Here is a 17,389-nt window from a genome sequence, read left to right as displayed (position 1 = left end):
AGTCTATCCTTCCAGATAGTTGGCTCCTCGTTGGGGAGGAGTGTCCCGCCGCTGGGAATATGGGAATCGGCCTTCACAGTCAAGCGCCCCATGACGCAAACGGCAAAATATTTGCCGCACCGGGAAAACAGGCTTCCAAACGCAAGAAAGCCCGCACGTGGCGGGCTTTCCGGATCAGGATCGCAGGATCTTACTTGTAGACCGGCAGCGGAGCCGGCGGAGCGGCGGCAATCTCGCCACAGCCGCCATTGCCGAACTGGTAGCGCAGACCGCCGCGAACTTCGTGGATGTCGAAGCCCTTGTCACGGCCGGGACCGACCTGAACGCCGGAATTGAAGCTGATGCTGTTGAACATCGGGCCGCCATTGACGTGACGGTAACGGTATCCGACGTCAGCCTTGAGGTTGCAGGTCAGATCGACGGAGGCACCGGCCATGAGGGCATAGGTGAAGCGCCAGCTGGAGGTGCCGCCGTGGATGAAGGTGCCGTCATCGTCGGAGTTCGACAGAACATCCCAATCGACATGCGACGCGCCGATACCGGCGCCGACGTAGGGCGTGACGCTGCCATAGGTGCCGAGGTCGAGATAGGCGTTGGCCAGAAGGCTGAAGAGCGTCATGTGCGAGATGTCGCGCGAGCTGCAGGGATTGCCGGTACCGCAGAAGCCGTCCGTGGAGCCGTTGAAGGTGGTGCGGAAGCTGTAGTCGAGCGTCACGTCGCTGCGCAGGTAGTTATTGAACTGGTAACCTGCACCGACGCCGATGGTGCCCGTGTTGTCCACCTTGGTTCTGGCGAACGTGTTGCCGCCGACATAACCGGTGGCGCTGTTGGTGATATCGTAGCCCGCGCCACGAATGTTCACGATGCTATAGGCGGCGTCGCCACGAAGATACCAGCCGCTGACGGAGGCAATCTGCACTTCCGGCGGCGGGGCCTGCACAACTTCGGGCTGGATGAGATCAGCGGCCTGGGCGTTTGCACCCATCATCACCGCAGCAAAGGCACTCCACATCAACTTTTTCATTTTTGTCTCCGGGATTCGGTTGTGCCGGCGGCTTGGCTCGCCGTCAGACCCATATCCCCGAAACTAAAACGCAAACGTTAAATTGAACTTAACCAAGAAAATTCACCATGCAGCTAAACCCACGGTTAAACATAGGCGGTTCGTTTGCCTGAGAAAAAAACGTCAATGCAAACGAAAAGAGCCGGCAAACTGCCGGCTCCTTGCAGGGATCGGGGATTTTCCGAGCACAAAAGACGAGCCTCAGGCCGCCCTGCAGGCCCCCGCGATGACATCCGTCAGATCGTTGACGATCCTCTCGATCTCACCACGATCATCGCCTTCCGCCATCACCCGGATCAGCGGCTCGGTGCCGGACGGACGAATGACGAGGCGCCCGCTCTTCTTCAGATCGGCTTCCGCAGCAGCGATCGCCTCCTTGACAACCTTGTTTTCAAGCGGCGAAGCACCTGAGAAGCGAACATTCTTCAGAAGCTGCGGCACCGGATCGAAGCGCCGGCAGACGTCGCTGACGGTTTTGCCCGTGCGCTTGACGCATGCCAGGACCTGCAGGGCGGCGACGAGGCCATCGCCGGTCGTCCCGAAATCCGAAAGCACCATATGGCCGGACTGCTCGCCGCCGACATTGAAGCCGAAATTGCGCATGTGCTCGACGACGTAGCGGTCGCCGACCTTGGTGCGGGCGAGCGTCAAGCCGCGCGCGTCGAGAAAACGCTCGAGGCCGAGGTTCGACATGATCGTTGCAACAATGCCGCCGCCACGCAGCAGCCCGTCATTGGCCCAGGTCTCCCCGATCAGCGCCATCAGCTGGTCACCGTCGATCTCCCTGCCCTTTTCGTCGATGATGATGACACGGTCTGCATCGCCATCGAGCGCAATGCCGATATCGGCCCGGACCTCATGCACCTTCTGCGCCAGCGCTTCAGGATGCGTCGAACCGCAATTGAGATTGATATTGGTGCCGTTGGGCTCGACACCCAGCGGCACAACTTCCGCGCCCAGCTCCCACAGAACGGCGGGCGCCACCTTGTAGGCCGCACCATTGGCGCAATCGATAGCGATCCGCAGGCCCTTCAGCGTCACGTCGCGCGGCAGGGTGCGCTTGGCATGCTCGATATAGCGGTCATGCACGCCGTCAATGCGCTTGGCCCGGCCGATATGGTCTGGCGCGGCAAAGTGGGGCGACATGTCCTGATCGAGCAGCGCCTCGATTTCGCGCTCGATATCATCCGAAAGCTTGTAGCCGTCCGGCCCGAAAAGCTTGATGCCATTGTCCTGATAGGGATTATGGGACGCGGAAATCATCACGCCCACATCCGCGCGCAGCGATCGCGTCAGCATGGCGACGGCAGGTGTCGGAATAGGGCCGAGAATGAACGCATCGACACCGGCCGCGGTGAACCCCGCAACCATGGCATATTCGAGCATGTAGCCCGAAAGACGTGTATCCTTGCCGATGACCACCCGGTGCCGATGACCGCCGTTGCGGAACATCTTGCCGGCGGCCATGCCGACCTTCATTGCAGTTTCCGCTGTCATCGGGGCACGGTTGGCCTGTCCACGGATTCCGTCCGTGCCGAAGTAACGTCTTGTCATGATGCGCTGTCCATCCGATCTCTGCGAGCCCCGAAAGGGCCATTTCCGATCACGTCCTTAGTGAGCCCCATGCGACACGGCAAGATCATACGCGTGATCCGGGCCCGGATTTGCTGTGTCTTTGCCATAAAATGCTGCGAACGCCTCATCAAATTCAGAAACGCGGCAAAATATCCCGTTATGAAACGAGACGAGGCCCGGCGTTGTTACGCCGGGCCTCGATTGATCCGATTTCAGGTTCTGAAAGATCAGAACTTGATGTTGTAGGAAGCGCCCAGCGCGTAGGCCCAGCTTCCAGAGGTCGTTGCGTTGAAGGTCGCGCCCTTGGCGACCGACTGGCTGCCGCCCGTGATGTAGGTGACGCCCGCGCCCAGCTTAAACTGGCCAGGACCTGCGTTGATCAGCGCGCCAGCGCCGAACGTCCAGGTATCCGTCTGGATATCTGCGCCCGAACCGACGCCCTTGTCCCAGGTGACGTTCAGCGTGCCGGAAACCGTGTCGTTGAACTTGTGGCCGACGCCGCCCTGAATGGTCCAGCCGTCGTTCCAGAAGAACTTGTCGGACTTCGGAGAGCCGGCAACGGTGTAATTGAGGGTCTGGAGAACGCTCCAGTCGGTCCACTCAACCGAGCCGTAGACCAGCCAGTCAGGCGCGATGCCGGACTGCACGTAGACCTTGACCGACTGCGGCAGTGTGCCGGAACCGGTTGCAGCGACGCGAGCCGGAAGCAGGGGGTTGGCAGCCAGAGCGATGTTCGAGAAGGTGAAGCTGCCGCCAGCGTTATGCTTGACTTCCGAACGGTACATGACCGAAGCGCGCAGAGCATATTCCGGGATTTCGTAAGCAGCGCCGAGGCGGTAGCCGACCGAACCGTCATCCTTGAAATTCAGCGTACCCGTCAAGGACTGAGCGGTGTACGAGAAATCTTCCAGGAAAAGACCGCCGAGAACGTGGAACTTGCCCTGGCCGGCATCGAATTTCACGTCGCAGGTCGCGCCGTATTCGTTGCTGGTGAAGCCCTTGGAGATCGTGTAGTTCGCGTTGGCGCGGCCGCCAGCGAGAATCGAGTTAGTCAGTTCGGCGTTGCGCGCATCGGTCCCATAGGACGCGCCAGCGCCAAAGGACTGCGTGTAGGTCAGCGCGCAACCGAACACGTCAACCGGACGTACGGCCACTGCGATATTCGGGATCCAGTAGTCGTCCGTGAACTTGCCGTCGTTCGTCTTCTGCCCGTTGATCGTGTCATACTTGACCTGCGGCGCTACGTAGATGAAGCCGGCGTCAATATTCGCCTTGCCACCGTCGAAGAGAACGTCCGTGTTTGCGTCGCCGCGCGAGAAGCCGCCAGCAAAAGCAGAGCTTGCGCAAAGAACTGCGCCAAGTGCTGCAACAACGCTGATTTTCATATTTCTGTTGATCATCAAGATCCTCCCTCAGACTGCCGGGAAGAATATCGAGGCCGCTGAGACACGCAACCCCTCCGACATCAGACGGTCCAATTTGCAACACAAAAAAAACTTACGTAAGCCACGATTGAAAGACCTTTATTTAAAGTTCATTTAGAATTTAATTTCGTAATTTCCATTTTTGTGTGCCTATAATGGTAATTTTTTCCAAAAAATTGCAAGCTGTTGCAGTTGAGCGACGGCATGAGAATTATCAAAACGGTGTACTAAAAAAGCCCGCAACGTCACCATTGCGGGCCTTATTTCGGCTTACAGCAGCCTTGGTTATTGCGGCTGCGGCTCAAGGCCCTCATCAGGCTTCGGTTTTGATTCTGTTCGCCCGCCGGCGGAGGGAACGGCCGACCCGCGGCTGGGCGGCGTATCGTCACCAAGATCGCGCGACGGCTTCTCCCCCTTCAGCAACTGCTTGATCTCATCGCCGGTCAGCGTTTCATATTCCAGCAAGCCTTCGGCACAGGCGACAAACCCATCGTGATATTCCGTCAGGATTCGCTTAGCATCCGTATAGGCCTCATCAATCAGGCGGCGCACTTCGCTGTCGATCTTCTGTGCCGTTGTCTCGGAGACGTTCTTCGACTGCGAGACGGAATGACCAAGGAAGACCTCCTGCTGGTTCTCACCATAGGCGACCTGACCGAGCTCGTCGGAGAAGCCCCATTGCGTGACCATGGCGCGGGCCAGCTTGGTGGCCTGCTCGATATCCGAGGATGCACCCGAGGTGATGTTCTCCTTGCCGAAGGTAATTTCTTCAGCCACGCGGCCGCCCATCATGATGGCGAGGCGTGAGATCATCCACTTGTAGCTCATCGAATAGCGATCGCCTTCCGGCAGCTGCATGACCATGCCGAGCGCGCGGCCGCGGGGAATGATCGTCGCCTTGTGAACCGGGTCGGCGACCGGAACATGCATGGCAACGATGGCGTGGCCGGCTTCGTGATACGCCGTCAGCTTCTTTTCGGCTTCGGTCATGGCGGACGTGCGGCGTTCCGCACCCATCATGATCTTGTCCTTCGCGTCTTCAAACTCCTGCATGGTAACGAGACGCTTGTTGCGCCGTGCCGCCATCAGGGCTGCTTCGTTGACGAGGTTCATCAAATCGGCGCCCGAGAAACCGGGGGTGCCGCGTGCCAGAACCTTGAGGTCGACATTCGGTGCCAGCGGCACGTTGCGCACATGAACCTTGAGGATACGCTCGCGGCCGACGATGTCCGGGTTCGGCACGACGACCTGACGGTCGAAGCGGCCGGGACGCAGAAGCGCCGGGTCAAGAACGTCGGGACGGTTGGTCGCCGCGATCAGGATGATGCCTTCGTTCGCTTCAAAGCCGTCCATCTCGACCAGCAGCTGATTGAGCGTCTGTTCGCGTTCGTCATTACCGCCGCCAAGACCGGCGCCGCGATGGCGGCCGACGGCGTCGATTTCGTCGATGAAGATGATGCAGGGCGCATTTTTTTTGGCCTGCTCGAACATATCGCGGACGCGGCTCGCACCGACGCCGACGAACATTTCAACGAAGTCCGAGCCGGAGATCGTGAAGAACGGCACGTTGGCCTCACCGGCGACAGAGCGCGCCAGCAGCGTCTTACCCGTGCCCGGAGGGCCGACGAGAAGAACGCCGCGCGGGATGCGCCCGCCGAGACGCTGGAACTTCTGCGGATCGCGCAGGAATTCCACGATTTCCTCGAGATCCTGCTTGGCTTCGTCCACGCCGGCGACATCGTCAAACGTCACGCGACCATGCGCTTCGGTCAGCAACTTGGCCTTTGATTTGCCAAAGCCCATCGCACCGCGCGAACCGCCCTGCATCTGCCGCATGAAGAACAGCCAGACGCCGAGGATCAGGATCATCGGGAGCAGCGTTCCGAGATAGGACAGGAAGCCCGAGGAGCCGTCGTTTTCCGGACGAACCGTCACGACCGTATTCTTCGCCTGCAAACGGTCGACAAGCTGATCATCGATGCCGGGCGCATAGGTCTGGAACGTCGCCCCGTTTTCCGTGTAGGAGCCGGTGATGCGATGACCGGTGATCACGACGTCTCGAATGCGGGATGCATCGGCGTCACGCAGGAATTGCGAATAGGGAATTTCACGTGAACCTGTCTGCGCTGGCGCCGATTGGAACATCGTGAACAGCGCGATCAAAAGCAGCGCTATGATTGCCCAAAGGGCGAAATTACGTAAATTAGGGTTCATTGAACTCCCCGGTCATGTGTCGCAGCGTCTGAAACCGCTGTCATTCTCGGCCTTAACATAGGTCCCGCGTGTGTCCTTGCCAAGGCGAGATGGCAACGGTCACGGCAAATAGTATACGAAAAGCGCAACAACGCGGATCGCGAGCCTTGGTGACACCCGCGCCGGGCAAAATAGGAGCCGCATCGATAGCCGGTCAGGAACGGAACGGCAGGCCCGGAAGCATCGGAGCCATACCCACCTTTCGCCCATTCTCTCGCGCCATCTCATCGTAGAACAGATAGAAAAGCACGGCGGCAAGAAACAATGCCAGCACCCAGAGGGCAATCGATTTCAAACGCATCGTCCAACTCCATACAAGACGAAGAACACGTCCGACAAGCACCCGCCTGCCTGGCGACACGAACACCCCAGCCTGGCGGTTTTCGAACGGGGAACATCTAGCTTCCGCTTCGAAAGGCTATCGGCATTCCTTTTACCGACTAATCGGCAATGTTTCGAGCCCGCCACTAACAAAACAGGGGAAAACCGGACGGCCCGTCAACGCGCAAACGGCGTCCGCCAGCGGCAGATCAAAACAGGACAGTACGGTCTCAAAGGGCGCAAGGTAGGGCACTGCCCTCACCCCGCTCCCTTGGAGGCCAAGGGCAGCGAGATCCGGCAGGGCCGAAAGCGCGCGCTGGGCAATCCCCGGCGGCACGTTTCCGGCGGCGCTGGCCACCGCGGCTGAAGCCATCAGCGCCGTCTGGGAGCCCCTGCCGGCGATCCGGAAACGTCCGTCCCAGATCGCGTCCCCGTCTGCAGAAACGGTTTCAGATGTCAGGTTGCGCAGGTCGCGGCCGATATGGATGGTTTGCCGCCGGCGCTCCACCACCGTTCGCCCCAGCGAGACCGCGACGCGCGGCGCATCTGTGCGCAGATCGGCAAGCAGGCGATCGAGCTGTTCCCGCCCCGGCAGATGCTCCTGCCCTCCCGCCACGGCAATGAGCGTCGCGATGGCGAGACACGTGATCTCTTCCTCCGCCTCTGCACGGTCGAGCGCGAAAAGCATTGGCATCGGCATCCGCACATGCTCGGCGACGTAGTCGGCTGCAGCCTGCGACAGCGCCAGGCGCTCGCACGCAGCCACCGAAATCTCGTCGGCTCCCAGAACGAATTGCGCCGACTGCCGGACCCGAGCACGCTCGAACAGCGGGTTGCTGTTGCTCGGATCGTCGACCCATTCGATCCCGCGCTCCCCGAGAAAGGACCGGATCGCCGCACGGCTCACGGACAGAAACGGACGATGCACCGGCATGGCGCCGAAAAACAACGCGGCGGGGGCAATGCCGGCCAAACCGCGATTGTCGGCCTCGCGACGTCGGCGGCGCATTTCCACGGTTTCGAGTTGATCGTTGAGCGTATGCGCCGTGACAAGGCAGCCGGCCCTGAATGCGCGCGCGCCTTCGGCCAGAAGCCGGTAACGCGCGAGCCGTGCGGCCGCGCTCAGTCCCGTTCTCGGCTTTTCCCCCTGCCAGACGAGTGTCCTGTGGGGAATGGACAGGGTATGGCAGAATCGCTCCACAGCGGCCGCCTCGCCGGCCGAACCTGAGCGCAGGGCGTGATCGACGGTGAGGGCCACGAGCCGCACACGCTGACCGTGAGTAGAGGCTACGTCGTGCAGGCAGGCCAGAAGACCGAGTGAATCGCTGCCGCCCGAGACGGCAACCGCCACGGTCACCCCATCCGGCAAGCCATCGAGATAGCGGCTGGCCGCATCAAGCGGCGACGAGGTCAGGCAGTCGCTCAGCCCACCGGGCATGAAAGACGGGACTGTTCGGACGATACCTTGCTGATCACGGCCTTCGACGCCTTCGGGTAGCGCTTCGGGATCTCGCGGAAGGTGGCGCAGGCAGTCTCCTTGTTGTCGAGGGCTGCCAGCGACATGCCGAGCTTCAGCAGGATGTCCGGAGCCTTCGGCGACTGGCCGTAGGACTTGAAGGCATTGAGGAAGGTCTTGGCCGCGTCGTTGTAATGACGCTGGGAATATTGCGCTTCACCCAACCAGAACGACGCATCGGCGGCCTTGCCGCTGCCTGGGAACGCGTCGAGATAGGTTTTGAACCCCTTCTCCGCTTCGGAATAATTGCCGCTGAGGATCGACTGATAGGCCTGCTGATAGCTCTGTTCCGCAGTCGGCGCAGCGCCCGTCGCCGAAGCCTTGGGGGTGATCGACGCCTGCTCCATCGGCTTTGCAGCCGAAGAGGCAGCTCCTGCCTGCGCCGCTGCGGCCGGTTGCCTGGGGCCGCTCGTGGCGGGCGGCAGGCCCGGCTTCACGCCCGGCAGGGTGTCGGCTGAATTGTCGGCGGGGTTGCGCGTCGTTTCAATGATCCTGCCGTCGCCATTGAAAATCAGACTGCCGAGCGTACCGGGCTTCATGTTGGCCATCTCGTTCGGCGCGTTGACCGCCGGCTGTCCGGTCGGCGCGGCAGTCTGATTTGCAATGGTCGGATCGGTCGCGGGCTGCGCTGCCGCGGGAATGCCGGCCGTGTCGCCGACGCTGTCCTCGCCGATCTGCGCGGAAGGCTCGGCTGCCGCCTGCTCGACCGTCTTCGGCTCCGACGGAGCCGCCGCTGCCGCGGAAGACGGGTCGGAGGCGGCCGCAGAGGCCGCTTCCTTGTTCGATTGCGAGCCGGCCGGCATCTCGAGTTCAGTCTTCTTGCCGGAAGACTTCTTCTCAAGCTGCTGGAAGCGGAACTCGTTGTCCTCCTGGGTCTTGCGGAGCTGTTCCTGCATCTGCAGAACCTGGAAGTTCATGTCCTCGATACGGCCCGTCAACTGCCGGACAGTCTCCTGCAATTGCTGGATCTGCACCTCAGCAGTCGATGCCTGCACATTGATGGCTGCGGAAGGTTGCGCCGCAGGCCGCCCTTGCAGCCAGTTCCCCAGTGTCCCGGCGTGAGCGCCTCCTGCCCCCGCAAGGACAGCGGCCATCGCGCCAGCCAAAACCAGTCTTTTCATCATCACCTCAAATGATTCGCGGAATCTATGCTCAACACGCCGCCAACATCGCCGATTGGGGACAAAAAGCAATGAAACTCTGGCCAAACTATGGAGAAAAATGCCCGCCCACACGGGATTGGCGCCATTCCGAGCGGGAGCATCGCCGTCGCCTCCAGCCGCTTGTTGTACCGGCATGCCTGATCCGTATGCTCTCTTTGAGACAGGTCCAACGGTTCCGATCCAGGGCCTGCGCCGGTGCAGCAAAAGCTGGCGACAAACAAAAAGGGCGGCCCCGAGGCCGCCCCTGACACCGGTCGATCTTTCGACCGTGGAATTACATGCCGGCGCCGCCGAGAACGGTAACAGCGCGGCGGTTCTGCGACCAGCAGGAGATGTCGTCGCAGGTCGCAACCGGACGTTCCTTGCCGTAGGAGATCGTCCGCATGCGGCTGGCCGGTACACCGCGCGAAACCAGATAGTCGCGCGCTGCATTGGCGCGGCGTGCGCCGAGAGCAAGGTTGTATTCGCGCGTGCCGCGTTCGTCGGCATGGCCTTCGACAGTGATCTTGTAGTTCGGATACTTGGCGAGCCACTGGGCCTGACGGTCAAGCGTCTGCTGGGCGTCTGCGCGGATCGACGAGGAGTCCGTATCGAAGAAGATGCGGTCGCCGACATTGACCGTGAAGTCCTGGCTGGAACCCGGCTTGGCATTCGCACCGTTGGCGCCGTTTGCGCCGAGGCCGAGATCGGCAGCGTTGTTCGGCAGGCCCTTCTTGGAGGCGCAGCCCGCAAGCGACAGTGCCATGAAGGTGGCAATGATGACGGGATTGCGCGCCAGCTTCTGCATGCCGTGAGCGCTCAGGCTAGAAATGTGGCTCATCGCCAGTCTCCTTGGGATATTGGAATCGAGGTTGCCGGAACGTAACATTCTTCAGTTAACCGGTGTTCAACATTTATGGTTAACAAAGCGTTAAAAGAGCCCTCAATCCCTTGATATTCAGGTGATTGAGGCAAGAACGTGGCGTCAGCGCGAAACTGGCCGGACATCCCGGACGGCAATCGAAAAAACAAAGGCCGCGCGAATTTCTTCACGCGGCCCGATGGTGTCAGAGGGCGCCGCTCAGTCGAGTAGCGGCGACCAGGCGGGATCCGAGCCATAGGCGGGCGTCGGGATCTGCTGTTCGTTATAGCCAGAAAGATCGATCGAATAGAGATGCGGACCTGCCTCGCCGGCGTTCTGGCGGAAGAACATGATGACGCGGCCGTTCGGGGCCCAGGTCGGGCCTTCGTTGTGGAAGTTCGTCGTCAGGATACGCTCTCCCGAACCGTCCGGCTTCATCACTCCGATCGAGAACTTGCCGCCCGCCTGCTTGGTGAAGGCGATGAGATCGCCGCGCGGCGACCAGACCGGCGTCGAATAGGAGCCGTCGCCATGCGAGATGCGCGTCTGGCCGGAGCCATCGGCGTTCATGACATAGATCTGCTGGCTGCCGCCGCGGTCGCTTTCAAAAGTCACGCGCTTGCCATCCGGCGAATAGGAGGGCGACGTGTCGATGGCGGCCGTGGACGTCAGACGCGTCGTGGTGCGCGAGCGCAAGTCCATGGTGAAGATGTTGGCGTTGCCGCCCTCTTCCAGGCTCATGATCACGCGCTGGCCATCCGGCGAGAAGCGCGGCGAGAAGGTCATGCCGGGGAAATTGCCGACCACTTCGCGCTGTCCGGTTTCCAGCTGCAGCAGGTAAACCCGCGGCTGGTTACCTTCGAACGACATGTAGGTGATTTCCTGATGGTTCGGCGAGAAGCGCGGCGTCAGAACGATATCGTTGGAATTGGTGATGGAGCGGACGTTGTAGCCGTCCTGGTCCATGATCGCGAGCTGGCGCTTGCGGGCATTCTTCGGCCCGCTTTCGGCAACGAACACGATGCGCGTGTCGAAATAGCCCTTCTCGCCGGTGATCTTTTCATAGATCGCATCGGCAATGATGTGGGCGACGCGGCGATAGTTTTCCGGCTGGGTGAAATACTGCTGGCCGATCATCTGCTGGCCCGCGAACGTGTCCCACAGGCGAAACTCGGCGCGCAGGCGGCCATCGGCCTCCTTGACGACCTGACCGGTCACAAGCGCCTGTGCGTTGATCGTGCGCCAGTCCTGGAAGCGCGGCGCGGCGTTCGGGTTCGTGATCTTTTCGATGAAGGCCTTGCTGTCGATCGGCGCGAACAGACCGGACCGCTTCAGGTCGGCGGCGACCACGTCGGAGATCTGCTTGCCGACGCCGTCCTTCGCCAGAAAGTCGGTAATCGCTATCGGCAGCGGCGTGACATTGCCCTTGTTGATGTTGATCTCGACGACGGCATGGGCGGGGTTGGCCGCGAGCGCGAAGAGCGCCCCCATCATGAACAGTGTCCGGATTATCATGCTTTTCATCGTGTCTCTCGCTCTCAAATGGTCGAGGCCGGGTTAAGTTCGGTTTACATGAAGTCGCTCGGGTCGAAATTCACGACCACATCGCTCCACGTGTCGTATTTGTCAGCCGGTAGACTGGTAAATGGGGCGGATTTCAGGATGGCGCGCTTGGCGCTCGAGGCCAGAACGTCGCGCGAGCTGCCATCGCCACCCGTCACCGTCACCTGCGGGTCGCCCACAATCTCGCCGCTGCGGTCGAGATGGAACGAGACGCGGATGCGGATATTCTGCGCGTCCATCATGCCCGGAATGACGTTCCAGTTGTTCTGGATCGCGCCCTTCAGGGCATCGAGTTCGCTCTGAGACAGCTTGCCTGCACCGATCGTCTTCTTGCCTCCAAGAGATGCCTCCTGGTTGGACCGCTTCGCCCCGCCGCCGGACGCATCCTCCTTGTTCAAAAGAGCGGACACTTCGTCAGCCAGCTTGTCGGTTTCACGCGAGGACGCGGACTTGGCGGTTTCCTTTTTTTCCTTGTCCTTGCCGGTCTTCGAGTCGGAACTTGCCGTCTTGGTGTCGGACTTCGACTGGCTCTTGGCATCCGTCTTCGTGTCCGACTTGGAATCAGACTTCGTATCCGGCCGCGGCTTCGGCTCAACCTTCGCTTCCTTCTGCTCAGGCTTGGGCTTGTCTTCCGGCTTCGGCTTTTCCTGGGGCGTCGGTTCCTTTTTCGGCTCGTCCTTCGGCTTGTCCGGCGTCGGCTTCTTGGTCGGCACAGGCAGTGCGTCCGGCGACGGCGAATCGTCCGACTTCTCCGGCTGCTCCTGCGTCTTCGGCTCGGGCTTGGGCTCAGGCTTCGGCGGCGTCGGTTCCGGTTTGGGCGGTGTGGGTGCAGGTGTCGGCTTCGGCGGGGTCGGCTCGGACTTCGGCGGCGTGGGCTCAGGCGTCGGCACAGGCACGTCGGCCGGCTGCGGGGCTGCCGTCTGCTCCTTCTGGATCTCCTTGACGTTGTTCGTCTGGGTATCCTTGGCCGCTTCCGCCGGCTTCGGCGCGGCAGCAACTTCGGTGTTCTGCGGGCGCTGCGTCGGCGTCGGCGTACTCTTCAAATCGACATTGTTCTCGCCGGTATTCTCGGCATTGTCGACCTTGTCCTGACGCTTCGTGGCCTTGGGCGACGACTTCTCCTTCAGCGGCGCGGTCTTTTCGCCCTGCTGGATATTCGTGAACTGCTCGATCGGTACGATATCGACAGGCAGCGATTCCGTCGGCTGCACCTCGAGCGGGGGCGGAGAGCCCAACGAGATCAGCGCGATCGCAAGAACGACCGCGTGAATCAACGCCGATGTGACAACACTGCCCCTCATCGTCTTCGCTTACTTGTCCTGCTTCTGGGCCGTGACCAGCCCGATATTCTTGTAGCCGGCAGCCGAAATGGCTGCCATGACCTGCATGACCGTGCCATAGCCGGCGTTCATGTCGCCGCGCACGAAAATGCGCTCCTCGTAACCCGTCTTCGAGATCGCCTGCAGCTTCGGGATCAGCTCATCGATCTGGATCGGCGTTTCCTGCAGATAGATCGCGCCGTCCTTGTTCACAGAAATGGTGATCGGCTGCGTCTCCGCATTCATTTCCTTGGCCTTGGTCTGCGGCAGGTCGACCGGTACGCCAACCGTCATCAGCGGTGCCGCCACCATGAAGATGATGAGCAGCACGAGCATGACGTCAACCATCGGCGTGACGTTGATTTCGGCAATCGGGCCACCGCCCTTGCCGCCACGACGGCGTCCGCCCCTGCGTCCGCCGCCACCGCCCTTGCCTGAGCTGACTGCCATACCCATCGGAAAACTCCTTCAGCAATTCCAGCAAAACATTGAGTGGGTTTTACGTTCGGAATTGCGATATTCTTGCGGTTCGAACCGGACGCGCTGAGCGGCGGCCTTCATGACTTGCCGGCCTTATTGTGCAGCCTGGCCCGGGCGCGACGATTGCAGCTTCTCGTCGATCTGGCGCGACAGGATGGCCGAGAACTCGTCGGCAAAGCCCTCCATGCGCGACGTCAGCTTGCCGGCATCGCCCGAGAGCTTGTTGTAGGCGATAACGGCCGGGATAGCGGCGACGAGACCGATGGCGGTCGCCAGAAGTGCTTCCGCGATACCGGGAGCAACGACTGCGAGGTTCGTCGTCTTGGAACCGGCGATCGACTGGAACGAGGTCATGATACCGACAACCGTCCCGAAGAGACCGACGAAGGGAGCCGCCGAACCGATGGTGGCGAGCGAACCGAGGCGGCCCTCGAGATATTCGGATTCGCGCGAGAGCGTGACATCCATGGCGCGATCGATACGCATCTGCAGGCCGATGGGCGAACGCGCGCCGCGCTCGAAGGACTTCTTCCACTCGCGCATGGCGGCGACGAAGATCGCGCTCATGCCGGCGGCAGGACGCTCCGACAGGCTGCGGTAAAGCTCTTCCAGCGATTGACCTGACCAGAAGACCTGCTCGAAATTGTCGAGCTGGCGGCGCGTCTTGCGGAAGGTGACCGCCTTGTCGATAACGATAGCCCAGGTCCAGACCGACGCGGACAGCAGGCCGAGCATGACCAGCTTGACGACGATGCCTGCCTGCATGAAGAGCGACCAGAGGCTGACCTCGCTCACTGCGCCCAAAGCTGCCTGTTCCATGTTCTAGCGTCCTTCGAATCCAAACGCCCGGCTTTGGACCGGGCGGCGAAAAAATTTGTCTCAATATGCCGGCAGCAGCCGCTCTTCGCTCTTAGCGCCCATGCTCGACTAGCCTCTTTGCTGCCAAATTTGGTTAAAGGAAGGCGTGGCTTCACCGGCATTCGATCGAATTCATCAAGACACCATTATGGTTAACACTTGGTTATGAAAACGCGATGCAGCGCAGCATTTGCGTTTTGAGAAACGTCACCGCAGCATAATCATGCCTCGCATCAGTTCCCTCCCCTAACATCCTGCCAAAAGATCGAGCATCGGGACGGAAACGGCATGCATATTCTCATCACCGGCAATCAGGGCTTCATCGGCCCCGTTCTGACAAGGCTGGCGCGCGAAGCGGGGCACCGGACGACCGGGCTCGACATCGGGTATTTCGAGGACTGCGTCTCGCCCCTCACGCCGGACATTCTCCCCGACCGGCAGATCGTTCGCGACATCCGCGACGTGAAAGCTGAAGATCTCGAAGGCGTCGATGCCGTCATCCATCTGGCAGGCCTTTCCAACGACCCGATGGGCGCGCTGAACCCGGATCTGACATACGACATCAATCTCGAAGCGACGGGCCGGCTCGGCGAACTGGCTCGGGACGCAGGCGTCTCCCGCTTCATCTTCGCCTCCTCCTGCTCCATCTATGGAGCGGCCGGTAACGAAGGCGCGCTGGACGAGACTGCCGCCTTCAATCCGGTTTCTGCCTACGCCATCTCCAAGGTCCGCTCCGAAGAGCGGCTCTCAGCGCTGGCCAGTGACACCTTTTCCCCCGTCTTCATGCGCAACGCCACCGCCTATGGCGTCAGCTCCCGCACCCGCTTTGATCTCGTCGTCAACAATCTCTCCGGCTGGGCGCATACCGCCGGCATCATCAAGGTCATGTCGGACGGCACGCCCTGGCGGCCGCTGGTGCATATCGAGGACATTTCCCGCGCAGCCCTTGCCGCCGCGACCGCCCCGCGCGAGACGATCCACAACCAAGCCTTCAATGTCGGCCGCAATGACGCGAACTACCAGGTCCGCGACATTGCCCAGGCCGTCAAGGCGGCCTTTCCCGCCGCCAATCTCGAAATTACCGGCGAAACGGGCGGGGATCCGCGCTCCTACAAGGTCGATTTCACCAAGGCGCTGACGAAACTGCCGGGCTTTGCCCCCCAATGGACGTTGGAAAAGGGCGTCGAGGAGATCGCCCGCTTCCTGAAAGACAACGGCCTGAGCGATGGCACCTTCGACAACCGCCTCTTCATCCGCCTCAAGCAGCTGAAATACGGACTGGACAGCGGCGCACTGGACGCTAGCCTGCGACGCACAGACAGGCCGCTTTAAACGATAGCGGCTGAGGCATGCAGGGAGGAGATGTGGATGGATTGCGATCTGCTGGTGATCGGCGGCGGACTGGCTGGCCTTGTGGCCGCAACGGAAGCGACCGCGCGCGGCCTCAAGGTCATTGTCCTCGATCAGGAAGGCGAGCAGAACCTCGGCGGACAGGCCTTCTGGTCGCTGGGCGGTCTCTTCTTTGTCGACAGTCCCGAACAACGCTTCATGCGCGTCCGCGACAGCCTCGATCTCGCCCGCCAGGACTGGATGGGTTCCGCACAGTTCGACCGGCCGGAAGACCATTGGCCGCGCCAATGGGCGGAAGCCTATCTCAACTTCGCCGCAGGCGAGAAACGCGCATGGCTGCATTCGCTCGGCATGCGCTGGTTTCCGGTCGTCGGCTGGGCGGAGCGCGGCGGCTCGCTCGCCAACGGCCACGGCAATTCCGTCCCCCGCTTTCATATCACCTGGGGCACCGGCCCCGGCGTGCTCGACCCCTTCGTCCGGCTCGCCCGCGAGGCCGAAAAGAAAGGCCTGCTCTCCTTTCGGTTCCGTCATCAGGTCGATGAACTCATCACCACCAACGGCGCCGTCACCGGCGCACGCGGCACACGGCTTGCACCCGACCCGGTCCAGCGCGGCGGCAAGAGCAATCGCGATCCCATCGGAGATTTCGAAATCTCGGCCGGCGCAACACTGGTCGCCTCCGGCGGCATCGGCGGCAACCACGATCTGGTGCGCAAGAACTGGCCGGTGGACCGCCTGGGCAAGCCGCCGGAATTCATGGTTGCGGGCGTGCCCGCCCATGTCGACGGCCGCATGATTGCGATCACGCAAGCCGCGCGCGGCTCCGTCATCAATGCCGACCGCATGTGGCACTATACCGAGGGCCTGCGGAACTGGGACCCGATCTGGCCGAACCACGGCATCCGCATCCTGCCCGGCCCCTCCTCGCTCTGGCTGGATGCCGAGGGCAACCGCTTTCCCGCGCCCGCCATGCCCGGCTTCGACACGCTGGCGACGCTGAAGGCCATCAAGGCGACCGGCTACGACTACAGCTGGTTCATCCTCACCAAGGCGATTATCAAGAAGGAATTCGCGCTCTCAGGTTCCGAACAGAACCCGGACCTGACCGGCAAGGACATTCCCCTCCTCCTGAAACGCCTCGGCAAGGAGCCCAACGCCCCGGTCAAGGCCTTCATGGACAAGGGCGCCGATTTCGTCGTCCGCAACAATCTCGAAGACCTCGTCGAAGGCATGAATGCGCTGTCCGGCGAACACCGCCTCGACACCAAGCGCATCCGCGCCGTGGTCGAAGCCCGCGACCGCGAGATCGACAACACGTTCTCCAAGGATGCGCAGGTGACCGCCATCCGCGGCGCGCGCAACTATCTTGGCGACAAGATCATGCGCACCGCCAAGCCCCACCGCCTGCTCGACCCGACAAAAGGCCCGCTCATCGCCGTGCGCCTCAACATCCTCACCCGCAAGACGCTGGGCGGCCTCCAAACCGATCTCCAAGGCCGCGTGCTGGAAGAAAACAGCAACATCGTCCCCGGCCTCTACGCCGCCGGCGAAGTCGCGGGCTTTGGCGGTGGCGGCTATCACGGGTATAATGCGCTGGAGGGGACGTTCCTCGGCGGGTGTATATTCTCCGGACGCGTGGCAGGGCGGAGTGTGGGGAAGTAGG

14 protein-coding genes are annotated in these 17,389 nt (G+C 61.5%); 2 read left to right on the top strand and 12 right to left on the bottom strand.

The genetic code is table 11. From position 1 onward, the window contains the following. Positions 1–190 precede the first annotated feature (190 nt). The 12 genes from LQK83_RS19890 to tolQ form a co-directional block, all read right to left on the bottom strand. Complete coding sequence (locus LQK83_RS19890) at positions 191–1,024, bottom strand: outer membrane protein (protein WP_230839229.1); 834 nt, start codon at positions 1,022–1,024, stop codon at positions 191–193. A gap of 240 nt (positions 1,025–1,264) precedes the next feature. Next, complete coding sequence (glmM, locus tag LQK83_RS19885; protein WP_230839228.1) at positions 1,265–2,617, bottom strand: phosphoglucosamine mutase; 1,353 nt, start codon at positions 2,615–2,617, stop codon at positions 1,265–1,267. 248 nt (positions 2,618–2,865) lie between these two features. Next, the gene (locus LQK83_RS19880; RefSeq protein WP_230839227.1) at positions 2,866–4,038 is read right to left on the bottom strand and encodes an OmpP1/FadL family transporter; all 1,173 of its coding nucleotides are present in this window, start codon (positions 4,036–4,038) and stop codon (positions 2,866–2,868) included. A 309-nt stretch (positions 4,039–4,347) separates the two neighbouring features. Then, a complete protein-coding gene (ftsH, locus tag LQK83_RS19875; RefSeq protein WP_230839226.1) occupies positions 4,348–6,276 on the bottom strand; it encodes an ATP-dependent zinc metalloprotease FtsH in 1,929 nt (642 codons plus the stop codon). Between the two features lie 193 nt (positions 6,277–6,469). After that, positions 6,470–6,616: a hypothetical protein gene (locus LQK83_RS19870; RefSeq protein WP_230839225.1), complete on the bottom strand. Its 147-nt coding sequence runs from the start codon at positions 6,614–6,616 to the stop codon at positions 6,470–6,472. Between the two features lie 132 nt (positions 6,617–6,748). Beyond that, entirely contained in the window at positions 6,749–8,074 is a 1,326-nt protein-coding gene (gene tilS, locus LQK83_RS19865; protein WP_230839224.1) for a tRNA lysidine(34) synthetase TilS, read from the bottom strand. Beyond that, positions 8,059–9,273 (bottom strand): tol-pal system protein YbgF, encoded by a 1,215-nt coding sequence (gene ybgF / locus LQK83_RS19860; protein WP_230839223.1) that lies wholly within the window; start codon positions 9,271–9,273, stop codon positions 8,059–8,061. Before ybgF ends, tilS begins: the two co-directional genes overlap by 16 nt. Positions 9,274–9,589: 316 nt before the next feature. Beyond that, positions 9,590–10,135 (bottom strand): peptidoglycan-associated lipoprotein Pal, encoded by a 546-nt coding sequence (gene pal / locus LQK83_RS19855; protein WP_230839222.1) that lies wholly within the window; start codon positions 10,133–10,135, stop codon positions 9,590–9,592. A 240-nt stretch (positions 10,136–10,375) separates the two neighbouring features. Then, positions 10,376–11,671 (bottom strand): Tol-Pal system beta propeller repeat protein TolB, encoded by a 1,296-nt coding sequence (gene tolB / locus LQK83_RS19850; RefSeq protein ID WP_230839305.1) that lies wholly within the window; start codon positions 11,669–11,671, stop codon positions 10,376–10,378. 53 nt (positions 11,672–11,724) lie between these two features. After that, positions 11,725–13,020: a hypothetical protein gene (locus tag LQK83_RS19845; RefSeq protein WP_230839221.1), complete on the bottom strand. Its 1,296-nt coding sequence runs from the start codon at positions 13,018–13,020 to the stop codon at positions 11,725–11,727. Positions 13,021–13,029: 9 nt separating this feature from the next. After that, positions 13,030–13,494, bottom strand: a complete 465-nt coding sequence (gene tolR / locus LQK83_RS19840) for a protein TolR (protein ID WP_230839220.1) — start codon at positions 13,492–13,494, stop codon at positions 13,030–13,032. Positions 13,495–13,611: 117 nt separating this feature from the next. Then, positions 13,612–14,337 carry a protein TolQ gene (gene tolQ, locus LQK83_RS19835; RefSeq protein WP_230839219.1) on the bottom strand — a complete coding sequence of 242 codons (726 nt, stop codon included), beginning with the start codon at positions 14,335–14,337 and terminating at the stop codon, positions 13,612–13,614. Positions 14,338–14,664: 327 nt separating this feature from the next. On the opposite strand from tolQ, the gene LQK83_RS19830 reads away from it, so the two are divergent. After that, complete coding sequence (locus tag LQK83_RS19830; protein WP_230839218.1) at positions 14,665–15,708, top strand: NAD-dependent epimerase/dehydratase family protein; 1,044 nt, start codon at positions 14,665–14,667, stop codon at positions 15,706–15,708. A 36-nt stretch (positions 15,709–15,744) separates the two neighbouring features. Then, a complete protein-coding gene (locus LQK83_RS19825; RefSeq protein WP_230839217.1) occupies positions 15,745–17,388 on the top strand; it encodes an FAD-binding dehydrogenase in 1,644 nt (547 codons plus the stop codon). The last annotated feature ends 1 nt before the right edge of the window (position 17,389 follow it).

Source organism: Rhizobium sp. C1 (assembly GCF_021026335.1).
GTDB lineage: Bacteria > Pseudomonadota > Alphaproteobacteria > Rhizobiales > Rhizobiaceae > Ensifer_A.
Note: the sequence above shows the minus strand (reverse complement) of the source record. Positions and strands in the feature narration are given on the sequence as shown.